Origin of the sequence: Oribacterium sp. P6A1, from assembly GCF_000702885.1 — a bacterium.
GTDB lineage: Bacteria > Bacillota > Clostridia > Lachnospirales > Lachnospiraceae > Oribacterium.
In genome coordinates this window covers 45,810-58,552 of sequence record NZ_JNKO01000004.1, presented here as the reverse complement: position 1 = coordinate 58,552, position 12,743 = coordinate 45,810, and the positions used below count along the sequence as shown (strand labels likewise).

Annotated in this window: 6 protein-coding genes; all 6 read right to left on the bottom strand. The window is 44.2% G+C overall.

Annotated features, from left to right (window positions below):
• Window positions 1–37: 37 nt before the first annotated feature.
• The 6 genes from T515_RS03850 to T515_RS03825 all read right to left on the bottom strand — a co-directional run bounded on the left by T515_RS03850 (window position 38) and on the right by T515_RS03825 (window position 12,481).
• On the bottom strand, window positions 38–3,739 hold the full coding sequence (locus T515_RS03850) for a glycosyltransferase (RefSeq protein WP_036607794.1): 3,702 nt from the start codon (window positions 3,737–3,739) through the stop codon (window positions 38–40).
• The gene (locus T515_RS03845) at window positions 3,736–5,256 is read right to left on the bottom strand and encodes an ABC transporter ATP-binding protein (RefSeq protein ID WP_081832657.1); all 1,521 of its coding nucleotides are present in this window, start codon (window positions 5,254–5,256) and stop codon (window positions 3,736–3,738) included. Before T515_RS03845 ends, T515_RS03850 begins: the two co-directional genes overlap by 4 nt.
• 122 nt (window positions 5,257–5,378) lie before the next feature.
• Entirely contained in the window at window positions 5,379–6,185 is an 807-nt protein-coding gene (locus tag T515_RS03840) for a hypothetical protein (protein ID WP_036607791.1), read from the bottom strand.
• 251 nt (window positions 6,186–6,436) lie between these two features.
• Window positions 6,437–9,025, bottom strand: a complete 2,589-nt coding sequence (gene clpB, locus T515_RS03835; RefSeq protein ID WP_036607789.1) for an ATP-dependent chaperone ClpB — start codon at window positions 9,023–9,025, stop codon at window positions 6,437–6,439.
• A gap of 313 nt (window positions 9,026–9,338) precedes the next feature.
• Window positions 9,339–11,147, bottom strand: coding sequence for a phospho-sugar mutase (locus T515_RS03830; protein WP_036607786.1), 1,809 nt, complete (start codon window positions 11,145–11,147; stop codon window positions 9,339–9,341).
• Between the two features lie 11 nt (window positions 11,148–11,158).
• Window positions 11,159–12,481: a sugar phosphate nucleotidyltransferase gene (locus tag T515_RS03825; protein WP_036607783.1), complete on the bottom strand. Its 1,323-nt coding sequence runs from the start codon at window positions 12,479–12,481 to the stop codon at window positions 11,159–11,161.
• Window positions 12,482–12,743 lie beyond the last annotated feature (262 nt).

Below are 12,743 nucleotides of genomic sequence, written 5' to 3'. Positions count from 1 at the left end.
AAATCAATATATCCGGATTTCTCCGGATATATACCACTTATCTTCTGTAATCTGTCTCAAAATCCTCACGGATCTTGTTCCACGCTCCCTCAGGGGAGTAGAATTCACTGATGAACTGAACCGCTCTGTGCGACATCCTTTCCACCTCGTAAGTGTCGTTATAAAGATTAATTACTTCACCTGCAAAACCATCCTCTGTATCCTGGATCCGGAGAGCTGTTGATGCCTCAGGTATACCCTCTGCACCGCAGGAGGTAGTGACTATGGCTCCGCCTGCATGAAGTGCCTCTACAACCTTGCCCTTTACACCTGCACCGTAACGGAGAGGTACAACAACCACCCTGTTCTTACGGTAAAGCTCATCCAGTTCCTCAATGGATACAAACCCAAGGACATTTACATCAGGACGCTCATTCAGTGCAAGAACTTCCTCATCAGCCTTAGAACCGGCTACATTGAGCACGATATCAGGAATCTGCGCCTTGATCTTTGGAAGTATATTGTTTACGAACCAGAGAAGTCCGTCCTTGTTTGGCGGGTGTCCGAAACCGCCTACAAACAGGAGGCCCTGTTTGTGAGCATAGTCCTCGTCAAGAACCGCCGGCTCATCATATACATAGGCAGTGATACCCTTGACATTGATTGTAGGATCCTCCTTGCGAACAATCTCAGCTTCTACCTCTGAAGGGAAGTAGCTGGCATCAGCCTTACGCATTACACCGTACTCAACATTATGCCAGTACTCTGCATCCTCTCTGGTCTTCTCATCATGATCGATCTCATACTCACGCATAAGACGGAGTGAATGTAAGTCATGACCGAAATAGATGACCTTGATATCTGTATTGTCACAAATGTAATCTATGTACTTGGCAGCGATATGCGGTCGATTGAGATATGCGATATTAATGAACTTCTTGTTCCTGTCTATCCAGTCCCATATTCCGGCCTGCATTGTATTTCCATACAGCACTTCGATTCCCATCTGCTGAAGAGCTGACGTATACGGCTCTTCATGTGCAAAGTTATCACCAAGGAACTTAACCCTGTAACCCACCTTCATGAAAAGCTGCATGTACTGATAATCAAGCTTGGAACCCGCATCCTTATCCCAGGTTGGAACGTAATGATCCACCACAAGTATATACTTTGCGTTTTGTCCGCGCTCACGGGCAGCAAAAGGATTCGGACTACCGTCATTAACCGACTGCTTCTTCAGTTCCTGTGCCCACTTCTCTCTGAACTTCTCCTGATTTACCACCTGATAATGCTTAAGTCCCGAAGTGTCCGATGTATCGGTACCATTGGAAATACCTTCAAAGTGTGTTATGACAGACTTCGGCTGGAACATAACCTTCTTTCCATGCTTACGAACCTCGAAAGCAAGATCGGTATCCTCATAGTATGCCGGGGCAAATCTCTCATCGAATCCTCCGATCTCCTTCCAGAGATCTGTACGTATCATGATGGCCGCACCGGAAATGTAGTCAACTTCCTTTACATAGTTGTATTCCGGTTCATCAGGATCCTGGAGTCTTCCGTAATTCCAGCCCGAACCGTCAGACCAGATGATTCCTCCTGCCTCCTGCAGACGTCCGTCAGGATATACAAGCTTGGATCCTACCATACCGATGGAGTCATCACTCTCTATCAGCTCAACAAGCGAATCGAGCCAGCCGTCATTCACCTTTGTATCGTTGTTCAGGAAGAAAATATACTGTCCCCTTGCGATGGCTGCTGCCTGATTACAGTTCTTGAGGAAGCCCATATTCTCTGTATTTCTGGCGATCACCAGATTATCGGCATAGAATCCGATCTCACGGGTGGCATCAGTTGACACATCATCTGCGATGATTACCTCATAAGGAGTCTTCTCAAAATCAGTGTGCTGCTTTATGCTCACAAGACACTGATATGTATAGTTGATCTGGTTGTAGCAAGGTATAACGATACTTACCAGAGGCTTGTCGGTTTTCTCAAATGATACCTTTCCGTACTCACTGTAAAATGCGCCTATGTTAAAATCGCCGCGGATAAGATTCTTTCCTTCCTCGGTAAAATACATAGGAAGCATCTTTATAGGATGTGCAAAGGTCTGCCCTACGTATGAAAGAAGCTTACGTTTTCTGGAACCCACAGGAAATCTTCTTGTGTAGGCATCATTGATGCTTTCAGACAGCTTTCCTGTCCATCCCATATGTGCCTTATAGTATTCTCTTTCCTTAATCAGGGTGTCAATGTCTCTCTCGTGGGTCTTTATCACCTTGGTAAGGTTGGCAACATGCACAGATGTAAGTCTGTTGATCTCGCGTTCCTTACGGAGAGCGATTTTCTGCTCCTTAGTCTCCTGTGAGAGTATGGTCCTCTCATTCTCGGCCACTGCAAGATTACCCTTAAGCTCATTGAAACGATGAACCGTTACCTTGTTTTCGTAATAGGCATTAACATTGCTGTCCTGACCATCTCCGTGAACAAAGTGCTGGAACTCCTGCTCCTTGTCAAGAAGCTCCTGACATTCAGGCTTTGTGAATCCGAAATTACGCAGGAATCCGAACAGGTCATCATAAGCCATGCTGTCACGGTACTCAAGATACCAGTAATACAGAATGCGGAATTGTAAAAATCTTACTTCCACTTCCCTTGGAAGTACCCACTCACAATCAATAAGCGTTGGTCTTCCATTCTCCATGATCACATTATCAAAGAGACAGTCAAGGTTTGCAGGATTTACTGTACCGTCAACAGCACCGATAACCATATCCACAGACTCGGCAAGTTCCTTTAAAGGAGCTACTCCGTCCTTTATCATATCCGCAAGGATCTTTCCAAGATTCTTACCCTCGAGATAAGGATATACCTGATAACTCAAAAGCTGAAAATCACCAAGAGCGTGACTTGTTTCCTCGGCCATAAGCACATCCACGGTAGGATTTGCCTTACGCTGTTCCTTTGCCTTTTCGGTGAGAGAATCGATGTGAGCATTGGCATCAGGGGTGATTCCTGCCTTTACCACATGGCACTTTCCTTTGTCATCTCTGTATATTTCGGTCTTTATGGCATATTCAGGCTTTCTGCTTGAATTGTACTTAAGATATATGGGAAGATACTTTCGGTAATCCTTTGCCCTGCTGCGATGAGTTCCATCCGGCTGGAAAATGTAGTAGTAGGATGGCGCGAACTCCCTGAACTGATTCTCCTTTACAAGAAGGGCTATCTTCTCTGTTTCATCCGCGAGTCCCGGAAGACGTTCATCAGTATAAAAATTCAGAGGCATCTTAAGCTCAGGAACCGGATAATACATCCATTCCTTTGACTCCGGATGCTCTTCGTGAAGGAGACTGCGAAGTTCATTTATCTTTGACCATCGCATGTAAATAACATCCGCTTCTTTTTCTCCTGATGACATGCGATCGATATCCAGAGCGTTCTGCATACCGAGCATGATACAGCCTCCCTGTCTGAGCCAGGTTCCTGTGATGGAGCTGTACATGGTTCCGAGATTTCCCTTAAACATCTTGAGAACTCTCTTTGTAAGTACAGGAATGATAACGTAATCATAGGTGGACTCATCAAGTCTTCTCGATACTGTTCTCACCCTTTTCTCAAGAAGTTCGATAAAAGGTGCTGTATATTCCTTATCTCCGAGAACCAGCACAGATGCATCTCTTTCCATACCGGTGGTCACATCTTCAAAATAGAACCAGTCTATAAGATTGGTCATATGACGTGTAAAACTCATTGTTTGTTATGCCTTTCCAGAGTCACCTGAGACTCCATATCGTATACACCTACTGTGTTTTTATTTGAAAGTACCGTAAGGGAAGCCACATCATACTTTCTGTCATATACAACGTGCTCTCCCTGCTCAAATCCGGTACAGGACATACTGAGAAGATACTCTCCTCCCTGGAGGGTCATCCTCTGGGAGAATGTAACGACATATTCGTCTCCGGCCTTAACAGGCTTGATGTCGCATCCTTCGATCATAGTATTGGTACCTGTCAGGTCTGCTCCACGCTTGTCTTTTATGGTAAAGGTAAAAATCGGGGCATCAATGTCTGCATTGAATCTGATCTTTTCCTTTATTGAGAACATCTCTCCCTTGACGATAACATTGGTAACCTTACCTCTTTCATCAAGGATACCGAGATCCCATATGGATGCTCTGCCGTCACCGTAATGTTGTACATGAGGGTTGAGACTGAGCTCATCCTGCATAAGTTTTCCGGATTCAGTGGAAGCTTCGACAGCCTCTGCGGACTGCTGCTTTTCCGAATCCTCTCTATCCTCATATACCTTAGAGACTTCCTTAGTATCATCGGTTTCGGGCACTCCGGAGCCTGACATTTCCATGGCCGCAGTTCCCACCGTATCAACTCCGAAATTCTGATCGTCGATAAAATCACTGGCAGCCGATATTTCTTCACGGCGTTTTAAATCCATTTTATCTTCTTCCGTGAATCTGCCCGCAAGAATCTTCTTATACAGATCCACCATATCTCCGGGGCGTCCCTCTGATATCTTTTCACCCTTGTTTATAAGTATGACTCTGTCACAATACTTCATAACAGAACCGAGATCATGGGTAACCATAAGAATGGTTGTACCGTTTCTTCTCAGCTCATCCATACGGTGGTAGCACTTTGCCTGAAAGAATACATCACCTACAGAAAGGGCTTCATCAACTATAAGAATCTCCGGATCCATGGCCACATACATGGCAAAAGCAAGTCTGACAAACATACCGCTGGAATAGCTCTTGACCGGCTGATTCACAAAATCACCTATGTCTGCAAAATCAAGAATTTCCTGAAGCTTTTCGTCCATCTGCTCCCTGGTAAAGCCCATCATGGTACCGTTCATGTAAACATTCTCGATACCTGTATAATCAGGATTAAAACCTGCTCCCAGCTCCAAAAGAGCACATACTATACCGTTAATGTTCACACAACCGCCACTGGGGGTGAGCACTCCTGTTATGATCTTCAGTATGGTGGACTTACCTGAACCGTTGGTACCTATGATACCTACAGACTCGCCTTTTCCCACCTGAAAATTTATATGATTCAAAGCATAAAAATCTCGATGATAATTCTTATGGGTAACGCTTATAGCCTCTTTCAGTCTGTCAATAGGCTGATCATAGAGTCTGTAGACCTTTGTCACATCCTTTACGTCAATGACAACATCCTGAGCGTCCTTAACGGAATCATCACCGGCTTCTTTGGTTAAATTATTTATTTCATTTTCTGTCATAAAAAAATCTCCAGATGCCATCTTGGCATTTGGAGATTATACTAACACATTTTTTCACGATTTACTATACACTACATATAGCCGGAACAATCCATCAATTCATGCAAAGCCACAATATAGGCTTATACACCTGCCTCCGGAGTTGAATATGTATTTATATTGCTTGAGCCTGTTGACGGAAGTGTTCCTGTATAATTAACTGCGGAACTGCCTGTTCCTGAAGGGGTACTTGCTGCAGCTGATGCAGTTGAACCGCCGGGAACCGATGAGGATGTATTTCCTGAAGTACTGTCTGATGCAGTTGATGCAGCGCTTAGATCAGGGGCCTGGGCATTTGTAACCAGATGTCCGTCCGAAGCCACGTAGCTGGTAAGCTGGGTGGAGACTCCTTTGGTTCCGGATATTTTTGCAGAAACGCTGTTTCCCGGTCCCACATAAGAACCATCTGCAATCCCCGAAGAACTGCTCTGATCTCCGGTGGCTATCATGGGAAGCTCAGCGTTGCTTAAGGATCCTGATTTACTTCCTGATGAAACCCCGTTTATTACAGTTACCGTATTGGTATTCAAATTAGCATTGGCAGCCGCTGTATTTGCCGCAAGCTGTTCAGATGTCAAGGTATTACCTGTGGTGTTTCCGCCCCTTGCAGCCTTTGCCGCATCAACTGCTGCATTGGCTGCTGCTATTGCAGCATTGACATCATAGGTCTCTTTTGTATTCTCCTGTGTCAATGTCAGAGTCGGGGCCGGAGTTCCATCCGGTGCAGGTTGTCCCGCATAAACAGTTGTCTGTTCCCCTGTAACCGTGTTAGTCCATACTGCCATTGGTCCATATAAAGTGTACTGCCAGTCTGCCATGGCAGGAAGGCTGACAAGTGTTGACAAAGTCACAGCAGCGACCATAGCTTTTAATGTATTATTTAACTTCATTTTATTCTCCCGGAATACTGATGATCCACAACAGTTTACTACTGTTTGCAGAAAAATGATAAGATGATGACACTTCCACGACAGGACAAGTCTATCATTAAATCATTTTGAGTATAGCACAGAATACCAAAACAAAAGCTTAAATTTAGATAACAGGATGCTGAAATTACTACCGTCCCTGGATTTTCCGTACAAAATAAAATATTACCCCGGCTGGTAATATAAACAGCCGGGGCAGCTTAAGCAGGATTTTAATGTTTCACTTCAATTCCGAGTTTTCCCAAACGCTGATCTATGACCATGATATCACCTTCCTGAACCTTATCCTCCAGAATACATCTTGCCGCCAATGTTTCCACATTCTTCTGAATGAATCTACGAAGAGGTCTCGCACCAAACTGGGGCTCATATCCGTAATCCGCAAGATATTCTCTTGCGGCATCGGTAAGCTCTATGGTCAGCTGACGGTCTGAAAGCCGTTTGTTTATATCACTTATCATAAGATCCATGATATTTCCTATGTTGTCTCTGCTAAGAGGCTTAAACATTATTATTTCATCCAGACGATTCAGAAACTCAGGACGGAATGCCTTAAACAGCTCGTCATGAACATTTTTCCTTGCTTCCTCCGTGATATTTCCGTTTCCGTCTATTCCCTCAAGAAGATACTGTGCTCCTAAGTTGCTGGTCAGTATGATTATAGTATTCTTGAAGTCAACCGTCTTTCCCTGACTGTCGGTAATACGACCATCATCCAGTACCTGAAGGAGGATGTTGAACACATCCGGATGTGCCTTTTCTATCTCATCGAAAAGCACAACGGAGTATGGCTTCCGGCGAACCGCTTCCGTAAGCTGACCCCCTTCCTCATAACCCACATATCCGGGAGCCGCACCTATAAGTCTCGATACAGAGTATTTCTCCATATACTCTGACATATCGATACGAACCATGGCATTCTCATCGTCAAACAGGTTTTGTGCCAATGCTTTTGCAAGCTCGGTTTTACCTACACCTGTAGGTCCCATAAACAGGAATGAACCAATAGGTCTGCCCGGATCCTTTATTCCTGCCTTTGAACGCTGGATGGCCTCAACCACCTTTTCAACAGCCTCATCCTGTCCTATGAGTCTCTTATGGATTTCCTCATCAAGATGGAGTACTTTGCTTCTCTCAGACTCATTCAGCTTTGAAACAGGTATTCCTGTCCAGCGGCTGATGATTTTTCCTATTTCCTCTTCCGTAACCATTTCCTGGAGAAGTGACTTATCTTCACCGTGAACACTGTTCTCAACTTCCGAAAGCTTCCTCTCTATCTCCGGAAGGTCCTGATACTGAAGCTTTGAGGCCTTGTCATAATCAGCCATCTGCATGGCCTTTTCTATATCCTTACGAATACGGTCTTTCTGTTCACGAAGCTTCTGAAGGTTTTCTGCAGAATTCTTTTCATTGTCCCACTGGGCCATCTTGGCGTCGAACTCTGACTGAAGTTCCGCAAGCTCCTTCTCTATCTCCTGAAGGCGCTCTTTTGAAAGTTTATCGTCCTCCTTTTTCAGTGATATCTGCTCCATCCTTAACTGTGTAAGTCTGCTCTGGATCTCTGCCATATCCTCAGGCATGGATTCCATCTGGGTCTTCACCATGGAACAGGCCTCATCCACCAGATCTATGGCCTTATCCGGAAGAAATCTGTCGGAGATGTATCTGTCGGATAATGTTGCCGCCGCCACAAGCGCATTGTCCGTAATGGTAACTCCATGATACTGCTCATAACTTTCCTTGATACCTCTAAGAATATAAATGGTATCCTCAACATCAGGCTCATCTATCTGTACAGGCTGGAAACGTCTCTCAAGAGCCGCATCCTTCTCTATATATTTGTGGTATTCATCAAGAGTTGTGGCACCGATACAGTGAAGTTCTCCTCTTGCAAGCATGGGCTTAAGTATATTACCGGCATCCATGGCTCCATCAGTTCTTCCTGCTCCGACTATGGTATGAAGCTCGTCGATAAACATAAGTATCTGTCCTTCTGATTTCTTTACCTCATCAAGAACAGCCTTAAGTCTCTCCTCAAATTCTCCCCTGTACTTTGCGCCGGCAACAAGAGAACCCATATTAAGGGCAAATACCTTCTTATCCTTCAGACTTTCAGGCACCTCACCCTTTGCTATCCTCTGGGCAAGCCCTTCCACCACAGCTGTTTTACCGACACCGGGCTCACCTATAAGAACCGGATTGTTCTTTGTCTTCCGGCTCAAAATCCTTATGATGTTACGGATCTCATCGTCACGTCCGATAATAGGATCCATCTTCTGATCTCTTGCACGCTGAACCATTTCATATCCGTACTTGTTAAGAGTATCATATACATCCTCGGGATTATCGGAAACCACCCTCTGATTTCCGCGGACTTCCGAAAGAGCCTTTAAGAAACCATCCTTTGTTATTTTGTATTCATTGAAAAGGCGTTTCACCACAGGATCCGCTTCTTTCATGATGGAGAGAAAAATATGTTCTACAGAAACATACTCGTCTCCCATGGACTTTGCATGATCCTCAGCTCTTGTGAGGGCAAGATTTGCAGGTTGGGACATGTACATCTGACCTGTTCCTGTGACCTTCGGAAGCTTCGAAATCTCAGCCTCAAGACTTTCCCTGAACTGATCCACAGGAACTTCCATTTTCTTCAGAAGCTGAGCGATAAGGCTCTCATCTATGGTTATAAGACTGTATAAAATATGTATCTGCTCAACATACTGATTACCGTATTCTGCGATTATATCCTGACATTTATTTATAGCTTCGATTGATTTCCTGGTAAATTTATTGATATTCATAAACTGAAGTCCTCCTCAAATTTATTCAGAGAAAACCTCCGGATATGTTTTCCTCTGTTAGTAATGATTATAGCTCAGTTGTTAGCACTTTCAAGTGGCGAGTGCTAATTTTATTTTGTTTTTATTATTTGCCTTTTAAAATCCTATCCTCCATTCAAAGATTTTCCGGATATTCAATTTATGCTGTTACAGAAAAAGCCGGTGGACTTTCCGATCTGATATCGAAAAATTCACCGGCTTTTTTATTTTTCTATTTAATCCCACAAATGAGTCCACCAGACGGGGTTAGTGCTTTGCACTCTCACTCATGTTATCACTTCATCCTCTCCTGGAGTTCAGCAGCAATTCCCGCTTCCACGGCCTCAGCAGCCTCACGGCTGTCCGCACTGATGGAAATGTACGCCTTAAGCTTTGGCTCTGTTCCCGAAGGACGGATAACAACCGAACAATGGTCACTCAAAAGATACTTCAGTACATCTGACTTTGGAAGCCCCTCTAATCCCGGCTTATAATCCAGAAGCTTTTCTATCTTTTTGCATCCGAAGCTGTTCAATGCTTCTGCCGGATGCTGCCCCGGCTTATCCTCAGGTACCTGTGCCCCCTGAAGTTTTGCCTCGTAAGAATCCACACGGAACTGCTGCATTATCCTCTGCATCTTCTCAAAGCCTGCAGATCCCTCGAACTGGAAGCTATGAAGAGTATTAAGGCAATAGCCATACTCCCTGTACAGCTCCGAAAGCTTTTCCAGGAGACTTATACCCTTCGTCTTATAGTAGGAGAACATCTCGCAGATCAGGAATGCACCGTCAACAGCATCCTTATCTCTCACATATCCTCCGCTTAAATAGCCGTAGCTCTCTTCAAAGCCGAATATGTAGTCTCCTTCCCTGCCTTCACTTTCAAGTCTTCCTATATGCTCACCTATGAACTTAAAGCCTGTAAGAACATTGACTGTCTTTATTCCATAATGTCCGGCGATACGCTCTGCCATATCCATGGTGACTATGGTCTTCACCATAACAGGTTTTTCCGGCATGGTGCCGTTTTTCTGACGCTGACCTGCAATATAGTCAAGAAGGAGGATACCCGTCTCATTTCCGCTTAAAAGACGATACTCTCCGTTTTCATCCTTAACTGCTATACCAACTCTGTCACAATCCGGATCAGTAGCAAGAAGAAGATCGGCATTTTCCCTCTTTGCATATTCCATACCGAGAGCCATAGCTTCTTTTATCTCAGGATTCGGGTATGGGCAGGTAGGGAAATTACCGTCCGGAGCCTCCTGCTCCTTTACCACCGTGATATTTGTATAACCACTTTCCCTGAGGGCTCTCATTACAGGTTTTAATCCTGTACCGTTAAGAGGTGAGTATACTATGGCAACATTTCTGTCTACATCATCCTCTTCCGAAAGAACAGACTGAGCCTTAACATTTCTGATGAAATCCGTATAGACCTTTGGTCCTATTTGATATATCTTTCCCTTTCTTTCATCTGCGGCATCATCCCCTGTAATCGCCGATGCCTCGTCTCTGACACCGGCAATTATGAAATCAAGGCTCTTAACTCCGCCGAATATATCTGTGTTTTCGATTTTTGACAATATTTCTGCCGCAGCTCCCGTGGTGATCTGGCAGCCGTCATCACCATATACCTTATAGCCGTTATACTTTGAAGGATTGTGGCTGGCTGTTATCATAACACCTGCTGCACAATGAAGTTCCCTTGTGGCGAAGCTGAGGCAGGGTGTAGGCATTATATCCTCATAGATATAAACATCTATTCCATTGGCGGCAAAAACCGATGCAGCTGTTCTTGCAAATACATCTGATTTGATCCGGCTGTCTCTGGAAACAGCTATACGGCGCTTCTCCACCGGATACTTGCTTACAACATAGTCAGCAAGTCCCTGAGATGCTTTTGCAACAGTATACACATTCATACGGTTGGTTCCGGCACCGATCACTCCTCTGAGTCCTCCGGTACCAAACTCGAGATCTCTGTAGAAGGCATCCTCTATCTTTACTTCATCCCCCTCCATAGCCAGAAGTTCTCTCTCTATATCTTCGTCAGCCCCCTTTGCCAGTACGGTCCAACGCTTATATTCATCAAAATAATCCATATAACTCTCCATCACTTATCCATAAAGTATTTCTCTTTATCTTCAACGGATATTTCAGTACCCATCTGAATCTCTATCATTACAAGGGGTTCTGATTCACCGGCTCTTACCGTATGCTTTGTACCCTTAGGAATATTCACTGAGTCCCCGGAGTTTACTTCTCTTTCTTTTCCGTCAATTGTTACTGTGCCTGTTCCGGAAATAACGGTCCAGACCTCATCTCTTCCGTGATGACTATGATAACTCATATGGTGTCCCGGCTTCACCACAACTCTCACGGTCATGGAATTATCCGAAACATCAAGGACGTGAAAATCCCCCCAGGATTTATCTGCAAACATTATTCTGTCAGGAAGCTTATCAACATAGGTTTTTATTCGGGCACTTGCATCTATATCGCTTACCAGGATTCCCTGTGGACTGGCTGAAATGACTACATCCTTCATGCCCATGGCAAGTATGGGGATGCTAAGCTCATTTACGATATGAACATCTTCACAGTTCTCCCCCAGTACTCCGGCGCCTATTACAGGCTCTGACATCTCTTCTGTCAGGGTATTCCAGGTTCCTATATCCTTCCACTCTCCCTTGAAGCGCATAACCTGAATTACAGGTTCGTGCTCTACAACAGCATAGTCGAAGCTGATTTTCTTTAATGTCTCGTATTTATCAAAAAGATCCTGATAATCGGTAAAGTCTATGAGCTCATGGGCACGTTCCAGCACATACTTTATCTTATATGCAAAAACACCACCGTTCCATAAAGCCCCCTGACTGATATATCCCTCTGCTGTCTTCATATCAGGCTTTTCCTTAAAGGTCTTTACACGGGAAACTTCGTCTTCACTTTCAGGAATGATATATCCGTACTTTTCGGACGGGAATGTGGGCTCTATACCCATCAAAACCAGATTGGCCTCTCCTTTGTCTGCCTGATCCGCCAGATTTCTCAGGGCACAGAAATAATCATCATCAACGTAAGGGTCAACCGGACACACCACTACAGACTCTTCCCCGGAAACTCCGCACTTCTCCTTAAGATATGCAGTTGCCAGCACAATGGCAGGAAATGTATCACGGCGGGTGGGTTCCACAGAAATATTAACCTTGTCACCCAGAAGATTTAGTATTGAAGATACCTGAGTCTTTGATGTGGCGATGGTAACATTGGCATCACTGTCCACTTTTCTGATCTGACGATATACCCTTTCAATCATGGACTCATAGCTTCCGTCAGAATCCTTGAAAATCTTGATAAACTGCTTGGATCTTATATCGTTGGAAAGCGGCCATAATCTTTTGCCGGATCCACCTGAAAGTAAAATTATATTCATAAAATCATTCTCCTTTTGGACCATGATATTTTAGCATATCACAGATGTTTATCAATTGAGTACATATTAATAATTACGAAAAATCAAGGCATTTGTTGAAAATCACCATAAAGTCATGATTGTTTTGTGGCCATTCGACAAGGAATATGTTTTTATGCTTTATCCTCAGATGTTTTAAATTTATTGTTCTATGCAACATTTCTTTAAAATACGTCAGTTTCAGTTGTACTTTTCTTATTTCCCCGAAAACAGGCATTATTTC

What these genes read in the sequence shown, in the direction of transcription:
- T515_RS03830 (WP_036607786.1), bottom strand. Translation starts at nt 11,147, where the DNA reads ATGGATTATTTTGATGAATATAAGCGTTGGACCGTACTGGCAAAGGGG.
- T515_RS03845 (WP_081832657.1), bottom strand. Translation starts at nt 5,256, where the DNA reads ATGACAGAAAATGAAATAAATAATTTAACCAAAGAAGCCGGTGATGAT.
- T515_RS03825 (WP_036607783.1), bottom strand. Translation starts at nt 12,481, where the DNA reads ATGAATATAATTTTACTTTCAGGTGGATCCGGCAAAAGATTATGGCCG.
- clpB (WP_036607789.1), bottom strand. Translation starts at nt 9,025, where the DNA reads ATGAATATCAATAAATTTACCAGGAAATCAATCGAAGCTATAAATAAA.
- T515_RS03840 (WP_036607791.1), bottom strand. Translation starts at nt 6,185, where the DNA reads ATGAAGTTAAATAATACATTAAAAGCTATGGTCGCTGCTGTGACTTTG.
- T515_RS03850 (WP_036607794.1), bottom strand. Translation starts at nt 3,739, where the DNA reads ATGAGTTTTACACGTCATATGACCAATCTTATAGACTGGTTCTATTTT.